This is a genomic window from Klebsiella sp. 1SOBk10mer (genome assembly GCF_046602535.1).
Classification (GTDB): Bacteria; Pseudomonadota; Gammaproteobacteria; order Enterobacterales; family Enterobacteriaceae; genus Klebsiella; species Klebsiella quasipneumoniae.
Map to the genome: position 1 here is coordinate 516,860 of NZ_JBKIUP010000001.1, position 15,809 is coordinate 532,668.

15 protein-coding genes, 2 tRNA genes and 1 pseudogene are annotated in these 15,809 nt (G+C 59.1%); 11 read left to right on the forward strand and 7 right to left on the reverse strand.

The window, feature by feature from the left end; genetic code table 11:
• The first annotated feature begins 65 nt into the window (after nucleotides 1-65).
• Nucleotides 66-1,022 carry a LysR family transcriptional regulator gene (locus ACLH1I_RS02305; RefSeq protein ID WP_032456350.1) on the forward strand — a complete coding sequence of 319 codons (957 nt, stop codon included), beginning with the start codon at nucleotides 66-68 and terminating at the stop codon, nucleotides 1,020-1,022.
• Here ACLH1I_RS02305 and ACLH1I_RS02310 read toward each other — a convergent pair.
• Both ACLH1I_RS02310 and shiA read right to left on the reverse strand, forming a co-directional pair.
• Nucleotides 982-1,722 carry a lipoyl protein ligase domain-containing protein gene (locus ACLH1I_RS02310; RefSeq protein WP_017899690.1) on the reverse strand — a complete coding sequence of 247 codons (741 nt, stop codon included), beginning with the start codon at nucleotides 1,720-1,722 and terminating at the stop codon, nucleotides 982-984. The genes ACLH1I_RS02305 and ACLH1I_RS02310 overlap by 41 nt on opposite strands.
• 46 nt (nucleotides 1,723-1,768) lie before the next feature.
• Nucleotides 1,769-3,031, reverse strand: a pseudogene (gene shiA, locus ACLH1I_RS02315) (shikimate transporter); the annotation flags it as partial.
• Between the two features lie 216 nt (nucleotides 3,032-3,247).
• On the opposite strand from shiA, the gene ACLH1I_RS02320 reads away from it, so the two are divergent.
• The 4 genes from ACLH1I_RS02320 to ACLH1I_RS02335 all read left to right on the forward strand — a co-directional run bounded on the left by ACLH1I_RS02320 (nucleotide 3,248) and on the right by ACLH1I_RS02335 (nucleotide 6,565).
• Nucleotides 3,248-3,745 carry a molybdopterin-dependent oxidoreductase gene (locus ACLH1I_RS02320; RefSeq protein ID WP_017899688.1) on the forward strand — a complete coding sequence of 166 codons (498 nt, stop codon included), beginning with the start codon at nucleotides 3,248-3,250 and terminating at the stop codon, nucleotides 3,743-3,745.
• 10 nt (nucleotides 3,746-3,755) lie between these two features.
• On the forward strand, nucleotides 3,756-5,666 hold the full coding sequence (locus ACLH1I_RS02325; protein WP_017899687.1) for a putative bifunctional diguanylate cyclase/phosphodiesterase: 1,911 nt from the start codon (nucleotides 3,756-3,758) through the stop codon (nucleotides 5,664-5,666).
• A gap of 223 nt (nucleotides 5,667-5,889) precedes the next feature.
• Entirely contained in the window at nucleotides 5,890-6,225 is a 336-nt protein-coding gene (locus tag ACLH1I_RS02330) for a DUF1971 domain-containing protein (protein ID WP_198080164.1), read from the forward strand.
• A gap of 4 nt (nucleotides 6,226-6,229) precedes the next feature.
• Nucleotides 6,230-6,565, forward strand: coding sequence for a DUF1869 domain-containing protein (locus tag ACLH1I_RS02335; RefSeq protein ID WP_151385333.1), 336 nt, complete (start codon nucleotides 6,230-6,232; stop codon nucleotides 6,563-6,565).
• Between the two features lie 5 nt (nucleotides 6,566-6,570).
• Here the strand turns inward: ACLH1I_RS02335 and ACLH1I_RS02340 are convergent, their stop codons facing one another.
• Nucleotides 6,571-7,485, reverse strand: coding sequence for a LysR substrate-binding domain-containing protein (locus ACLH1I_RS02340; protein ID WP_198080162.1), 915 nt, complete (start codon nucleotides 7,483-7,485; stop codon nucleotides 6,571-6,573).
• 131 nt (nucleotides 7,486-7,616) lie between these two features.
• On the opposite strand from ACLH1I_RS02340, the gene ACLH1I_RS02345 reads away from it, so the two are divergent.
• The 3 genes from ACLH1I_RS02345 to ACLH1I_RS02355 all read left to right on the forward strand — a co-directional run bounded on the left by ACLH1I_RS02345 (nucleotide 7,617) and on the right by ACLH1I_RS02355 (nucleotide 10,398).
• Nucleotides 7,617-8,192: a hypothetical protein gene (locus tag ACLH1I_RS02345; RefSeq protein ID WP_032456345.1), complete on the forward strand. Its 576-nt coding sequence runs from the start codon at nucleotides 7,617-7,619 to the stop codon at nucleotides 8,190-8,192.
• Between the two features lie 192 nt (nucleotides 8,193-8,384).
• On the forward strand, nucleotides 8,385-9,221 hold the full coding sequence (locus ACLH1I_RS02350) for an alpha/beta fold hydrolase (RefSeq protein ID WP_004203515.1): 837 nt from the start codon (nucleotides 8,385-8,387) through the stop codon (nucleotides 9,219-9,221).
• 205 nt (nucleotides 9,222-9,426) lie between these two features.
• Complete coding sequence (locus ACLH1I_RS02355) at nucleotides 9,427-10,398, forward strand: sensor domain-containing diguanylate cyclase (RefSeq protein ID WP_004203513.1); 972 nt, start codon at nucleotides 9,427-9,429, stop codon at nucleotides 10,396-10,398.
• Here ACLH1I_RS02355 and ACLH1I_RS02360 read toward each other — a convergent pair.
• Nucleotides 10,395-11,498: an AarF/UbiB family protein gene (locus ACLH1I_RS02360; protein ID WP_064149672.1), complete on the reverse strand. Its 1,104-nt coding sequence runs from the start codon at nucleotides 11,496-11,498 to the stop codon at nucleotides 10,395-10,397. The two genes, ACLH1I_RS02355 and ACLH1I_RS02360, sit on opposite strands and share 4 nt — an antisense overlap.
• Nucleotides 11,499-11,779: 281 nt before the next feature.
• Nucleotides 11,780-11,855, reverse strand: a tRNA-Asn gene (locus tag ACLH1I_RS02365).
• Between the two features lie 5 nt (nucleotides 11,856-11,860).
• On the opposite strand from ACLH1I_RS02365, the gene ACLH1I_RS02370 reads away from it, so the two are divergent.
• From ACLH1I_RS02370 to ACLH1I_RS02380, 3 genes are all read left to right on the forward strand, one after another.
• Entirely contained in the window at nucleotides 11,861-12,040 is a 180-nt protein-coding gene (locus tag ACLH1I_RS02370; RefSeq protein ID WP_219633510.1) for a DUF5951 family protein, read from the forward strand.
• Between the two features lie 8 nt (nucleotides 12,041-12,048).
• The gene (locus tag ACLH1I_RS02375; RefSeq protein ID WP_032456343.1) at nucleotides 12,049-13,485 is read left to right on the forward strand and encodes an EmmdR/YeeO family multidrug/toxin efflux MATE transporter; all 1,437 of its coding nucleotides are present in this window, start codon (nucleotides 12,049-12,051) and stop codon (nucleotides 13,483-13,485) included.
• Between the two features lie 126 nt (nucleotides 13,486-13,611).
• Nucleotides 13,612-13,687, forward strand: a tRNA-Asn gene (locus ACLH1I_RS02380).
• Between the two features lie 168 nt (nucleotides 13,688-13,855).
• On the opposite strand, the gene ACLH1I_RS02385 is transcribed toward ACLH1I_RS02380, so the two are convergent.
• Nucleotides 13,856-15,310: an AMP nucleosidase gene (locus tag ACLH1I_RS02385; protein ID WP_004203506.1), complete on the reverse strand. Its 1,455-nt coding sequence runs from the start codon at nucleotides 15,308-15,310 to the stop codon at nucleotides 13,856-13,858.
• Between the two features lie 129 nt (nucleotides 15,311-15,439).
• Nucleotides 15,440-15,685, reverse strand: coding sequence for a signal transduction protein PmrD (gene pmrD, locus ACLH1I_RS02390; protein WP_004203504.1), 246 nt, complete (start codon nucleotides 15,683-15,685; stop codon nucleotides 15,440-15,442).
• Nucleotides 15,686-15,809: the final 124 nt, after the last annotated feature.

Below are 15,809 nucleotides of genomic sequence, written 5' to 3' on the forward strand. Positions count from 1 at the left end.
CCGATGCCGTCGCGGGCAAAAACCGCTATAGTTGAATACATTGTTTTTACTGGTGAACAATCAACATGAGCGAGAGTCGTCCGGAGAGTTACTGGGCCCATCTCTACTGGCTAACGGTGCTGGAAGAGCAGAAAAGCTATACCCGGGCCGCGGAAAAGCTGGGGATCAGCAAGTCGGCCATCAGCCAGAAAATCAGCGAGCTGGAGCGGGTGACCGGTAAAACACTGGTCCATCGCACCACCCGCAGCGTCAGCCTCAGCGACGACGGGCTGCGGCTGGTGGCGGAGCTCAATGAGCCGTTTGGCCAGCTGCGGGATATTTTCACCGGCGCTTGCGATGAGGGCGGGCCGCTGCGGGGGACGCTGCGCCTGACCGCGCCGGTGGCTTTTTCCCGTCAACAGCTGGTGCCGGCGATCGCGCCCTTTTTGCATCAGCATCCCCAGCTGCATCTGCAGCTGGAGGTGACCGACCGGCTGGTCTCTCTCGGCAGCGAAGGGTTCGACCTCGCCATCCGCCACTGTCGGCGCGAGGCGCTCCCGGACACCCACGTCGCCTGGCCGCTGTGCCACACCGCGACGCTGATCGTCGCGTCCGCCGACTATATCCGCCGCCATGGCCGCCCCGAGACGCCTGACGATCTGCGTCATCACCAGTGCCTGACCTACCCCCGTGGGCCCCAGCGCCCGCAGTGGACGTTTGCCTCCCGCCAGACGCCCGATGAACGGGTGACCATCAACGTGCAGGGGCCGTTCGCCACCAACAACAGCGAGTCGCTGCGCGATGCGGTGCTGGCGGGGTTGGGGGTGGCGCTGCTGCCGGATTTTAGCGCCCGGGAGGCCATCGGCCGCGGGCAGGTGCAGGAGCTGCTGCCGGCGTGGCAGCCGGTGGAAGTGTTCGCCGATCGGCTGTACGTCATCCGGCCCTATACTCCGCGGGTGTCGCGCGCGGTGGAGACATTCAGCCGCTACCTGAAAGCAACCTTCAGCGAGCCGCGTCCAGCTCCCGCGCCAGCGCTTCGCTGAATCGGGGGAGCAGATGGCGCTCGCCGGGAAGCAACTGCGCCAGGGTGACGGTTTTGTCGGCGCGGTAGACCCGCCCGCTGCCGAGCTGCGCTTCGAAGGCGTTCGCCGCCTGATGCGCCGCGCTCAGGTCGGCGTCAATAAGGATCACCGCATGGGCCAGCACCACATGGCCGCCGCTCGCCGTCAGCGGCCGCCAGTACTGGGCGGTACCGACAATCTTACGCGCCGCCTCTCCCTCCCCGCAGGCGAGGTTATACCGGCCATCGCAAAAGGAACCGCTCACCGCCCGGGGGTGGCTGGCAACGCCGAAGCGCGCGAGGGTGCGCTGAAGCACAGCGCACAGCGAGTGATAGATGGGTTCGGCGGCTTCGCCGAGCGGCTGCTGCACCGGCCAGGCGAGGCTGAGGTTGATAATCCCCGGCCCCTGGGGCACCAGACCGCCCCCGGAGCGGCGGAGCCATACCGGCCAGCCCCGCGCGGCAAAATGCGCGCTGACCGCCGGCAGGTCCGCAAACTGACGATAGCTCCCCGGCACCACGAATCCCTGCGGCGCCTGCCAGAGCTGGGCGACGGCCTCGCCGGCGCAGGCTTTGGCAAACAGCGGCTGTTCTGCCAGGGTGGGGTCCTCGCAAAACTGCAGCGCCAGCGAGGCGGGGGTAAAGCGGCGTGGCCAGCAGTCGGCCAGAGGCAATAAAGACATGCATTCTCCTTACCGGAGGGCGCGGGTCGCGCCCTCCGAAGGCTGGTCAGTCGACGGTACGTTTTTTCATCAGCAGCGCGGTGAGTGCTGACAGCAGGCATCCCGCGGTCAGATAGAGGGCCACGCTGTGCCAGGCTCCCCCGGAGAAGGTGACCAGCGCCGCGGCGATAAACGGCGTAAAGCCGCCGCCGACTACGCTCGCTACCTGGTAGCCGACGCCGGCGCCGCTATAGCGATAGCTGGCGCCGAACAGCTCGGTAAACATCGGCTGCTGGACGCAGACCACCATATCATGAGCGATATTGGCCAGCATCAGGGCGAAGAACAGGATCCAGAAAACGGACTGACTCTCCAGCGCCATAAAGAACGGGAAACCGCTCAGCGTGCCGATTAGCGCCCCGGTAATGTAGATCCGCCGACGGCCAAAGCGGTCCGCCAGCCAGGCGAAGCAGGGGATAGTCAGACAGCTGAGGCCGCCCACCAGCAGGCCGATGTTGAGGAACAGCTCGCGCGGCAGGCCGAGGTTTTGCGTTGAGTAATTGAGGGCGAAGGCGGTAACGATATACATGGTCAGCAGTTCGCACAACCGCAGGGCAATAATCAGTAAAAACGCCCCGGGATGGCGAAGCAGGGCTTCCACCACCGGCAGCCGCTTTTTCACCTGCGGCGCGTTGGTCTGGCGCTGTTGGGCCTCAAACTCCTGCGATTCGGCCATACCGTTACGGATCCACAGCGCAATCAGGACCAGCGCCACGCTGAACAGGAAGGGTAAGCGCCAGCCCCAGCTGAGAAATTGCTCGTCGGTGGTCAGGCTGCTGATCAGCGATACCAGCCCGGTGGAGAGCAGCAGGCCGACGCCGTAGCCCACCTGCACGCCGCTGCTGTAAAAGGCTTTTTTTCCCTTCGGGGCGTTCTCCACCGAGAGCAGCGCCGCGCCGCCCCATTCGCCGCCGACGGCAAAGCCCTGAACCGCCCGCAGGAATACCAGCAGCACCGGCGCCCACCAGCCGATCTGGCTGAACGACGGGAGCAGGCCGATGCAGGCGGTGGCGATACCCATCATCCAGACGGTCATCATCAGCATCCGCTTGCGCCCGAGACGGTCGCCGAAGTGGCCAAAGATAATCCCGCCCAGCGGGCGAAAAAGAAACCCGACGCCGAAGGTGGCAAATGCGGCAAGGGTGCCCATCGCCGGGCTGATTTGCGGGAAAAATTCGCGGTTGAACACCAGCGCGGCGGTAATGCCATAGAGAAGAAAATCGTACCAGTCGACCACGGCGCCGGCAAAGCTGCCCCATGCCGCCCGCCGTGGAGGAAAGTAGTTTGCCTGCTAAGCGGAGAACTGGTGCAAAAATAAGCGGCCGGAAAGGCGGGCGAAATCACACCCTTTACTAAACATTCTGGCAATTTGCCAGCCAGCTTATACTTTTAATTAAATCAACGGATAACAAAGAGGAGCACCTTTTAAGAATTGACGTAAATGGTTTACACTTAACATGTCTCCTTCTCTGGAATGGTGAGTTAAATGCGTCTACTTCTTGCAGTTTTATTTTGTTCTGTCATGTTGCCTTCTGCTTATGCTGAAAAACTGCCTGCGCCGACAGGAAAACCTGTACTGACCATTTCCGGGAAAATCGGAAATACGAACGTCGGTGACAAGGCGGTTTTTGATCTCGCGATGCTGGAAAAACTGGGCATGAAGACGGTGGAAACCACCACCCCCTGGTACACCGGGAAGGTCCGTTTTGATGGCATTCCCCTTAATAAACTCATGGATTTAGTCGGCGCTAAAGGCCAATCCGTCCGCGTGCTGGCGCTCAACGACTACACCACCCTTATCCCGATGGACGATTTTTATAAATTCCCGGTCATTATGGCGTTAAAAATGAACGGCGAATATATGCGCGTTCGGGATAAAGGCCCGTTATTTATCGTCTACCCTTACGACAGCAGTGCTGAATTACAGAACCAGATCTATTATTCCCGATCGGCCTGGCAAGTTTCTAAGATTATTATAGAGTAAGGGTTGGATCTTGAATCGAATACTCACGGCTATTATTTTGTCGTTGTTTATTGTTACTGGATATATTACTTATCTGGTGCATGAGCGACAAAGTGAGTTGCAAAAATTTACCCGCTATACGGACTCGTGGTCAATGTCGCAGATGGTATCGGAATATATGCGACTGGAGTCTCGTCTGGCGGGCATGGCGATTGGGGCCGAAGGGGCGGACCACGATGAGGTGCGCCTGCGCCTCGAGATCATGATGAGCCAGATCGAACTTCTGCAGCAGGGCGATCTGGGTCGCTTTATTAATAAAAGCGAACAGCGGAAGGCGGTGGTCGCCACGCTGATCCGCAATCTTCATTTGCTTGATAAACAAGTTGACACCATGACGCCGGCACAGGTTAAAGCGATCCTGCCGGTGTTAAGCGAGCTGGATGGTCCCCTGACCTCAATGGCGGCCGCCACGCTGACGCAAGATATTAATATCGTTAATATCACCCATGATAAAATTCAGCATCTCTATTATATCTACTCGGTGATCTCCATTTTGCTGATCGCCATGTGTATTACCCTCGGGCTGCTGATGCTGCGGCAGAATAATAATCTGCGGCGCGCCCACGTTCGTATGAAAACCCTGGCCAACGATCTGCAGGTCTCGAAAGAGAAGCTGCAGGTGCAGAACCGTCGTCTGCAGTACGACGCCTACCATGATTCGCTGACCGGTATGCCAAACCGTCTCTCTTTCTGGCAGCGTCTGCAGGAGATCGTCAATCAGGTGCGTCCCTATAACGGATGCGCCGTGGTGATGCTTTTTGACCTCGACAGCTTTAAGGATGTAAACGATACCCTCGGCCATGACGCCGGCGATAAGCTGCTGCAGGATCTGGCCAGCCGCCTCTCTTTTTTCCGTAAAACCTCTGAGACGCTGTATCGCCTCGGCGGCGATGAGTTCGCGATGCTCTCTTACGATCTCACCGAAGAGATGGCCCTCGAGCGGGCCAATGTTATCCGGGAGAAGATCAGCCAGCCCTATCAGATCTACGATGCGCAGATTAATATCGACGCCTGCATCGGGATCGTGATCTCTGATGGCGAAAGCCGGACCGATTATCTGTACAAGTGCGCCGACCTCGCGCTGTATGAGGCGAAAAAAGAGGGCAGCGGCCATGTACAAATCTTCCGGCCGGGGATGCTGCAGCGTCTGCAGGAGAATAAATCGTTTGAAGACGATCTGCTGCAGGCCCTATCCCATGACGAATTCAAAGTCTACTACCAGCCGATCGCCGATACCGTCACGCGCGAAATCTACGGCTACGAAGCGCTGGTTCGCTGGTTCCATCCGGTGCGCGGCGCCGTGCCGCCGACGGTGTTTATCCCGGTGGCAGAGAAAATCGGCCTTATCAATGCCCTCGGCGAGTGGGTGCTGAAAACCGCCTGTGCCGAAGCGGCCAGCTGGGCGACGCCGCTCAAGGTCTCGGTCAACGTTTCGCCGATTCAGCTGATGAACACCTCGCTGACCGACACCATTATCAGCGTATTGCAGCAGACTGGCCTCGACCCGCGACGGTTGGATCTGGAGATCACCGAGTCGGACGTGTTCAATGAGAACACCCGTTCGCTGGAAATTCTCAGCCAGCTGCGCGAGCAGGGCATTCAAATCTCCATCGATGACTTCGGTACCGGCTATTCTTCGTTGTCACGTTTAAGCTACTTCCCGTTCGACAAAATCAAAATCGACCGCTCGTTTGTTATTAATATTCCGGAGCAAAAAGACGATCTGGATATCGTGCGCCTGATTATCAGCATGGGAAAGAGCCTGCATATGCGTATTGTGGCTGAAGGCGTGGAGACCGAAGAGCAGTTGGCCTCGCTGCAGGCGCTGGGCTGCGATCTGGTGCAGGGCTATTTAATCGGCAAACCGAGTCCGCTGCGCTAATTTAAATGTAAACGGCTTAACATAATTATTGCGGGGCGATTTCAGGACACTGTAATCGCCTTTTTTATTTTATCAAAGCGTTAATCCCTGAGGGGTATAAAAAGGAGTAGAGGTAAAATTCACCAGCAAAATAATATCCTTCCCCTTTGAAAGAGGTATATGATATGCATCATATCGATTATTTCTGACCGTATCCTGTGCGACGGTAAAGTGAGGCGCAATCATGCAGCGACGAATTATTATTCCCACCCATTACGTTCATACCCGCAGCACGCCGCTGTGGACAAAGGAGACCGCGCCGGCCTCTATCTGGCGCCGCCATCTGGACGCTGGCACCCGCCAGGGAGTCTATCCCCGGCTGTCGGTGATGCAGGGGGCGATCCGCTATCTCGGCTATGCCGATGAGAGCAGCCCCGAGCCGGTTGAAACCCTGACCATTGAAGCCGGCCAGTTTGGCGTTTTTCCGCCGGAAAAATGGCACTGCATTGAGGCCCTGTCGGAGGACACGGTATTTAATGTCGACTTCTATGTTGATCCGAATATTCTTATCGAGGGCTAAAAGCATGAACAGTGAAAATAAAGGTTATACCTTAGCGGTAGAGAATGGCCGCCTTCAGCGGAAACAAGAAAAAATATTCCTCAAACCGATGGCATTGTATATTCCGCAGCAGGCGGTGGAGGCCGTTAATGGGCTGCTGAGCGATCTGCCGGACGACAATGTAGAGGGGGAGTTTGTGCTGACGGTCACCAATAACAATAACGGCGTCTCGGTCGATAAAAGCTTTTCCTCGCTGGCGGCGCTGCGCGATCCGCTCGCCGCGGCCGATGCAGTGAAGGAGCTGATCAATATCGTCCGCGGCTATGAGTCCGACGAAGAGACCAACGTTTGCGGCTGGTAAGGCCGCTATCCCGCTGCCGGCTGGCCGCTGTCGCCCGAGGCCATCTGCCCCACCAGCCACTCCCGCAGCGCGATAATATCCCCCCGCTGCGCTGCCGCCTCGGTGGTGACCAGGTAGTAGCTGGCGCCCGGTAACGCGCTGCTGAATGGCGCGGATAACACTCCGCGCTGCAGCAGATCCCGCGCCAGCAGTTCGCTGGCGATCACCGCCCCCTGGCCAGCCACCGCCGCCTGCAGGGCATGGGTTTCATCGCTAAAAGTTAACCCCGTGTCAATATTCAGCGTCGGCGGTCCATAGCGGCGACGCCAGTTCTCCCAGCTCGGCGAATCCGCCGGTACGTGCCGGTTGGCGACGTGAAACAGTGTTACTTCCGCCAGATCGTCAGGCCGACTGAGGGCCAGCGTCGGGCTGGCGACCACGATAAAGCGATCCTCATGCAGCAGCGTACAGCACAGATCCGGCTCGGGCGTTTCGCGATAGCGAATCGCGGCGTCCACCGTGCCCAGATGCAGATCCACCCGTTCGACGCTGGTGTGCAGACGCAGGTCGATAGCCGGAAAGCGGGCGGTGAAGTCCGCCAGCCGTGGCACCAGCCAGTGGGTGAGAAAATTGGAGGTGGTGGTGACGGTTAAGGATGGCGGCTGGCGGGCCTGGGCTATCTGCACAACGGCCTGCTCCAGGGCGCTGAAGGCGCGCTGGGTGGCGGCGTAGAGGATCTCGCCGTCGGCGGTCAGGCTGACGCCCTGCGCGCTGCGCTCGCAGACCCGGCACTCCAGGACCGATTCCAGCAGTTTAATCTGATGGCTGACCGCCGTCGCGCTGACGCCGAGCGCCCCGGCGGCCAGTTTAAAACTACGCTGGCGGGCGACGGCGTGGAAGGCGCGCAGGGCGCCCAGCGGCGGCAGGCGGGGTGTTCTCATGGCTGAGTTTTTCTCATCTATGGCTGAAAACTATGCGTTTGTGTGTCCCTGTATAGTGGCGATAGGCTACGGGCATGTAAAGACGATGGCATGAGTTATTTTCATGTCGTTTACAGTGTCAGGAGCTGAATATGCACGTTTTACACCACCATGCCGCCGCGGACGCGGCGGGAACCATCGACCCGCGCGGCCGCGCCATCGCTCTCAGCGTGCTCTTCGCCGCCGGGGCCTTGCTGTTAATCATGGCTCCCGTTATCGGGGCGAGCGGCACGCTGGGTCTGCTGGCGCTCCTGATCGCGGCCTTCGGCGCCGGATGGGGATTCGCGCGCGCGCAGCCCAGGCTCTATCGGGCGCCCCTGGCGGCAACGCGCTGGGCTTTCCTGCTGTCGGCGGCCGGCTGGCTGCTGGCGCTGGTGGCGTGGTATGGCGGCCAGGCCTGGCCGGCGCTGCTCCCCGGAGTGACGTTCGGCAGCGCGGGGGCGGCTGTCGCCTGGCGCGTTGCCGCGGGACGGGCGGCACTGTCGGGTAGCCGCGTCAGCGGCGCCACGGCGCTGAGCGTGGCTGTCGCCATCGCGGCGACGCTGCTGACCTGGCACACCGCCGGGGCAGGACGCGGCGGTGTGTGCTTTGCCTTCGCCGTGCTGCTGGACTGGGCGCTGCTCGGCGCGCTGATTGTGCGGATCCGCCAGCAGGAGAGTGCGGCGTAGCCGCTGGCGCTTGCTGGGCTTGAGCGAGCCGATCAAGCGAGACGGGATAAGTCGTCCGGCGGGGTGATAAATTTCTTCTACACTGTTACTGGCATCACATTCCTGCGCGGCTGGCATCTCAGCCGGCCGCCGTCGGCATTCAGCCCAGGCACGGGCCTGCAGGCTGGTTATCCTGAGAGAGGAGTCTGTAACATGGCATTTGTCACCACCCAAGACGGCGTCAATATTTACTTCAAAGACTGGGGTCCAAAGGAAGCTCAGCCGATTGTTTTCCATCACGGCTGGCCGTTAAGCGCCGACGACTGGGATAACCAGATGTTGTTTTTCCTTGCCGAAGGTTTTCGGGTCATCGCTATCGACCGCCGGGGCCATGGCCGCTCCGATCAGGTCAGCGAGGGGCATGATATGGACCATTATGCGGCAGACGTCTCGGCGGTAGTGGAGCATCTGGATCTGCACAATGCGGTCCATGTTGGACACTCTACCGGCGGTGGCCAGGTCGCCCGCTACGTGGCCCGCTACGGTCAGCCGCAGGGGCGGGTGGCGAAGGCGGTGCTCATCAGCGCCGTCCCGCCCCTGATGGTCAAGACCGAACAGAATCCTGGCGGCACGCCGATCGAGGTGTTTGACGGTTTCCGCAAAGCGCTGGCGGCTAACCGCGCCCAGTTCTATCTCGACGTCGCCTCTGGCCCGTTCTATGGCTTCAATCGTGACGGGGCGGAGGTGTCGCAGGGGACGATCCAGAACTGGTGGCGACAGGGGATGATCGGTAGCGCCAAAGCCCATTATGAAGGCATCAAGGCGTTTTCAGAAACCGACCAGACCGAAGATCTTAAGTCGATTACGCTGCCGGTGCTGGTTATGCAGGGGGATGACGATCAGGTCGTTCCCTATAAAAATGCCGCTATCCTGCAGGACCAGCTGCTGCCCAACAGCCAGCTGATCATTTATCCTGGCTTCCCGCACGGGATGCACACTTCTCACGCCGATACCATCAACGCCGACCTGCTGGCGTTTATCCGCGCCTGATCTTCCCTTTCGCCGGGCGGAAAGCCGTCAATGGCCTTCCGCCAGCGCCCTGGCCGCCAGTCGCCGGGGCGCGCCGGTTGACGAGCAGGGGAAATCTGCTTAACTCATGGGATACCTGACGACTATTTTTCCCCTGGCAGGATAAAACACCGGGTTTCCAGCGGGAATCCCGGTGGAATTCTGCGCAAGAGACAAGAGAGAGACAATGAAATTAGCCGGACTTCATCCCGACGAGCAGCGTCGCCTGCAATCGCTTCGCTCTTCCGGGCTGTTGAATAGCGGAAAAGAAGAACGCTTTGATCGCCTGACCAGGCTTGCCCGTTCGCTGTATAACCTGCCGGTGGCCTCCATCAGCCTGGTAGGGGAAGATCTGCTGCACATCAAATCCTGTGCCGGTCTGGATGTGGACACGGTGCCGAGAGATATTTCATTTTGCGCCCATACCATTTTGCAAACCGACCCGCTTATCGTTAACGACATGCAGCAGGACGAGCGTTTTCACGACAATCCGCTGGTGATTCAGGCGCCGTTTATCCGCTTTTACGCCGGGTACCCGGTTCAGCTGCCGGATGGCGCGACGGTGGGGTCTTTTTGTCTGATGGACCATCAGCCGCGTTCGTTCTCCGCGCATGAAATACAGATCTTAAGCGATCTGGCGGCGATCGTGGAGGATGAGTTCAAGGTGCTGGATGCGGCAACCTCCGATGAGCTGACGGGACTGTTTAACCGCCGGGGATTCCTCACCCTCGCCGAGTATGCCCTGCTGACGGCCCAGCGCCGCCATGAGCCGGTGAGCCTGGCGTTTGTCGACCTCGATCGCTTTAAGCACATCAACGATACCTGGGGGCATGAAGAGGGCGATCGCGCGCTGATCGCCATCGCCGATTTGATGAAAAGCGCCTTCCGTGAATCCGATATCCTCGCCAGGCAGGGAGGCGATGAGTTTATTATTCTGTTCGCCAATACCAGCCGCCACGATGCCGCGGCGGCAATGGAGACGCTCAGCCACAACGTAGCGCGTTTCAATCAACAGGCGGCTCACCCCTGGCAGCTGGCGTTCTCCTGGGGCTGCGTCGAGTACGATCCCGCCAGCCATCCCAGTCTCAACGCGCTGGTGGCCACCGCCGACCGCCTGATGTATCAGGCGAAGCAGAAACAGGGGCGCGAACGCCGTTAATCCTTTGCCGCGGCGGCATTGAGCAGGTACTGCTGCGCCTGCTGCCGCTTCTGCGCATAGTCACCGAGCAGCGCCTGCTGCGATTTCCCAGCGTTGTCGTAAAACAGGCCGCCTTCGTCGGCGATAAAGCGATAATGCTGTTCCAGCTGGCCTATCACCCAGTCGATACGTTGCAGGGTGAGCAAGGTGCAGGACTGGCCATGCAGGTCGTCTTCAATATCCAGCACATGGGAGCGGAAGGCTTCCAGGGCGAACAAGCGGCGCAGCGCGGCAGGGTCAGCCAGCGCCGTCTCCCAGCGCGTCGTTATCTGCTGAAAATGAGCCTGCACCTGCGGGGCTGCCCGCCGGGCGCGAAGCCAGACCAGCTTGCGCCGGTAGCTTTCGACGGCCAGCCGCTTCATCTCGCGATACTGCGCCAGCTGCTGTTCGGCATCGGGCACCCGGGTCATCAGCCAGCTAAAAAAGAAGCGGGTCTCAAAGCGCTCGACAAAGTGAAACAGGGGATCGGCCAGACCGTTGCTGTTGAATTCTTTCAGCGGGTCGAAGGGATACATATAGCCAAAATCGAACAGCCACAGCTGCTCCTCCCGGTCCACCAACAGGTTCCCGCTACAGAGATCCCACTCCATCAGCCCCTGCTCCTCGCAGGCTTCCAGCGTGGTGAACAGCTGGGCGATCAGCGGCGGGGTCAGCTGGTGAATCGGCTCGCCATCGATCCAGGGGGAGAGCAGGATGCCGAGGCGATAGTCGGCATACAGCGTTGGGACGATGTGGGTGAAGCGCGGTGCGGTATTTGGGTCATCCTTCAGCCGTTGCAACGCCTGCCGGCGCTGTACCTCATTCAAAAACGACAGCTGGCCGTTAAGGTTGGCAACGCCGGCGACGGCGCGTCGTTTCTTTAAATTATACTCTTTACCGGCGATGCGCAGCCGGTAAACCTCGCCGGTCAGACCCGAACCGTATACCTGCGCCACATAGGGGGAATCCGGACCCAGCGCGGCGAGGGTCTCCGGCGGCAGTGGACAGTGGTTGACGTCGCCGACGATAAGCGGCTGACCGCTGCGGTCAAACGCCTGCTGCTGCTGTTGTCTGAGGTTCATGGCGCCTCCTTATAAGACATGGGACAGAGTGATTCATTCACGCTATCTCACCCGCAAGCGTCAGCAAAATCATCCTACCGCCGGGCGCTTTTTCAGGCTGAGCGGTGGCGCGTTCATGGAGGATACCTGGGGCGTAGGGCGGCGGTAGCGAAATGCAAGCGTCTGAAACGCATACCTGTCGCCGTTGTCAATGAGGTGCTTGCCGGGCTGGATGCGATTCTGCGCTAAGGCCAGAGACGCAGAAAAGCAAAAAGCCTGCTCGAAAGCAGGCTTCTTAAATGTGGCTCCTCTGACTGGACTCGAACCAGTGACATACGGATTAACAGTCCGCCGTTCTACCGACTGAACTACAGAGGAATCGTGTGGAGTCGTATCTTAGCGGCGAAAAATCTTTTGTCAAACATCAATTCGTCCGTTCAGGTGCAACTGCCGCTTCCATCAACAATTTGTTGTCATTTCCGACAATTATTACGGAAAAATACTTTGCAGGATATCCATTTCTCGATCATCATTTGAAATGTTGTTTCAACATCTCTCACTAAGGTCTCTCTTGAACGTCACCTCCGCCGTACGCCAGGCAGTCGAACGGACATCCTGGTTTAAAAAACGTCAGCGTTATCGTGTGCTGTACTGGCGCGAAATCAGCCCCCTCGCTGTGCCCATCCTGCTGGAAAATGCCTGCGTATTGTTGATGGGGGTGTTGAGCACCTTCCTTGTCAGCTGGCTGGGAAAAGAGGCCATGGCCGGGGTGGGTCTGGCCGATAGCTTTAACATGGTGATCATGTCGTTCTTTGCCGCCATCGATCTGGGTACCACGGTGGTGGTGGCCTTTAGCCTTGGCAAGCGAGATCGGCGGCGGGCGAGAGCGGCCGCGCGCCAGTCGCTGGCCATTATGACCCTGTTTTCCATTGTGCTGGCGGGGGTGATCCACGCCTTTGGTCAGGAAATTATTAATTTTGTCGCCGGCGATGCCACCCCCCAGGTCAAGGACCTGGCGCTGACCTATCTCGAGCTGACGGTGCTGAGCTATCCGGCGGCGGCGATTGCGCTGATCGGCAGCGGGGCGCTGCGCGGGGCCGGTACCACTAAAATCCCGCTGTTGATCAACGGCGGGATGAACATCCTCAATATCCTAATCAGCAGCGTGCTCATCTATGGCCTCTTCTCCTGGCCGGGGCTGGGCTTTGTCGGCGCCGGTCTCGGGCTGACCATTGCCCGCTATATTGGCGCCATCGCCACTATCTGGGTGCTGATGGTGGGCCTCAATCCCGCGCTGCGGCTGTCGCTGAAAGGCTACTTCAAACCCTTTAACTTCGCCATTATCTGGGAAGTGATGGGGATCGGCATCCCGGCCAGTATCGAATCGGTTCTCTTCAATGGCGGTAAGCTGCTGACCCAGATGTTCGTCGCCGGGATGGGCACCAACGTTATCGCCGGCAACTTCATTGCTTTTTCGGTGGCGTCGCTGATTAACCTGCCGGGCAACGCCCTCGGCTCCGCCTCGACGATCATCACCGGCAAGCGGCTGGGGAAAGGGCAGATTGGTCAGGCGGAATTCCAGGCCTGGCATGTGTTCTGGCTGTCGACCATTATTCTGACGCTGATTGCCTGGGGCAGCGCCCCGTTCGCGGGCTTTATCGCCTCTTTCTATACCCATGAAGAGGATGTAAAAGAGGTGGTGAAGCAGCTGCTGTGGCTCAACGCCCTGTTTATGCCGATCTGGTCGCTGTCGTGGACTTTACCCTGCGCCTTTAAAGGCGCCCGTGACGTACGCTATACCATGTGGGTGTCGATGCTCGGCATGTGGGGCTGTCGGGTGGTGGCGGGCTATACGCTGGGCATCGTGCTGGGGATGGGGGTGATCGGCGTCTGGTTAGGGATGGTGCTCGACTGGGCCGTGCGCGGCGCGCTGTTTTACTTCCGCATGGTGAGCGGTCGCTGGCTGTGGAAGTACCCGCGGGTTAAGGCCTCAACGCCGGAAACCTGATCCGTTTGCCGGATAAACGCCATTTTTTGCGCAAAGTGAGGAATAATTCGGCAAACGATTCATTTTATTAAAAACAGGCTTTACAGCGTCCGGTGTCATCGTTAATATTCGCCCCGTTCACACGATTCCTCTGTAGTTCAGTCGGTAGAACGGCGGACTGTTAATCCGTATGTCACTGGTTCGAGTCCAGTCAGAGGAGCCAAATTTAAAAAAGCCTGCTTTCGAGCAGGCTTTTTGCTTTTCTGTCTGCCTGTTTCCTTGCGGACGAAAAAACCGGAGCCACCGCCGGGCCGTTCGTTTCGCTCACCCGAGCGCTGACGCTCCCCTGCGGGGAACGCCAGCGTTTTCCTCTCTCTTCCCCCGTTGCCGGTTAGCGGAACGGCGGTTCGTTGAAGGTGCGTAGCTTACGCGAGTGCATGTGATCCCCCTCGGCGCGCAGCAGATCGATGGCCCGGATGCCGATCTGCAGATGCTCAGAGATGGCCCCCTCATAGAAGCGGTTGGCCTGACCGGGGAGCTTGATCTCACCGTGCAGCGGTTTGTCCGAGACGCAGAGCAGCGTGCCGTAGGGGACGCGAAAGCGATAGCCCTGGGCGGCGATGGTCGCGCTCTCCATATCGATAGCCACCGCGCGGCTGAGATTAAAGCGCAGCGCGGAAGCGGAATAGCGCAGCTCCCAGTTACGGTCGTCGGTGGTGACCACCGTCCCGGTACGCAGCCGCTGCTTCACCTCCTCGCCCGGCATCCCGCTCACCTGCTTGGTGGCGTCGTACAGGGCGCGCTGCACTTCGGCAATGCTGGGGATGGGAATATCCGGCGGCAGCACCGCATCCAGTACATGGTCGTCGCGCAGATAGGCGTGGGCCAGCACATAGTCGCCGATGGCCTGGCTTTCGCGCAGGCCGCCGCAGTGGCCGATCATCAGCCAGACATCCGGGCGCAGCACCGCCAGGTGGTCGCAGATGGTTTTGGCATTGGCCGGGCCGACGCCAATGTTAATCAGGGTGATCCCTTTGCCGTCGTGGGTGATCAGATGCCAGGCCGGCATCTGGTGCTTCTTCCACGCCAGATCGGAAATGGCCTGCTCCGGCGCTTCGGTTTCGGCGGTGATCCAGATCCCGCCGGCGCAGGAGAGAGCGATATAGGGGCTGTCGGGATCGAGGATCTGGCTGCAGCCCCAGCTGACGAACTCATCCACGTAGCGGGTATAGTTGGTGAACAGCACGTAGGGCTGGAAGTGTTCCGCCGGCGTGCCGGTATAGTGCCGCAGACGCGCCAGCGAAAAATCGACGCGGCGGGCGTCAAAGTGCGACAGCGGATAGAACTCGGTAGGATGGAACAGGCCGTCTGCGGTCTCATCGCCAATCTGCGACAGCTCGGTGGTAGGGAAATAGCGCGTCAGACCGGCGCTCATCGAGCGGTCGAGTGTCAGGGTGGAACCATCTATCACGTAAGGATAGGGGATCTCATGCTGCGACAGCTCGACGCTGATATGCGCGCCATAGTCCTGATACAGCAGGGTCAGCTGTTCCAGCAAATAGTGGCGGAACAGTTTCGGATTCGTGATGGTGGTGGTATAGCACCCGGCATGGGTGAAACGTCCCCAGGCGCGCGTTTTGAGGGCTTTATGATCGGCGCCGTCCCAGGAGACCGAGAGCTGCGGGTAGACAAAAAGACCTTCCGCGCGGGCTTCGGTATCGGGGAGCGTATTATGGTCGATATAGTCGCCGATGGCTTTGCGTAATGCCGTGACCGAGGCTTCATAGCGCGCTTCCAGCTCGGCAAGCGCTTGTTCCGGGGTCAGACTGGCGGCCTTGTTATTCATGATTCGCTCCTTGTTTCAGGTCTGCTGACATTCCCGATAGTATGTCACAGCGTGAAAAGGGCGAAGGGGAATTTATCTGTCAGATGCGAAGAGACCCCGATCATCTCTGGCAAAGGGGTCGGACCCGATTTATTTGCCGGCGTTTGCCCAGCGCTCACTGCTATAATGGGTTGCTTTGAGGATCTTCAACGTCTGTGTCGGGTTATTATTCAGACAATAACGCGCATCGGCCAGCGGAGTAAGTTTATCGCCTTCCTGCAGGTGAAGGCGACAGGCTTCAATTTCAGCAATCATCGCTAATGTACCGCTCTGAAGCACGACGCAGCAGGGGCTGGTCATTGAATTTTTTCTCACTTTTTTTACCCACCACTCCATCTATATCTTCCTGTCCTGATCACATCCCTGCCGATAATTCATGTTTCCTGAAGGCCTGACAATAAGATTATCCCCTTGGTTTATACAGTGTTTAAAAATAGGCGACCTAACGTTGATCTCAGCG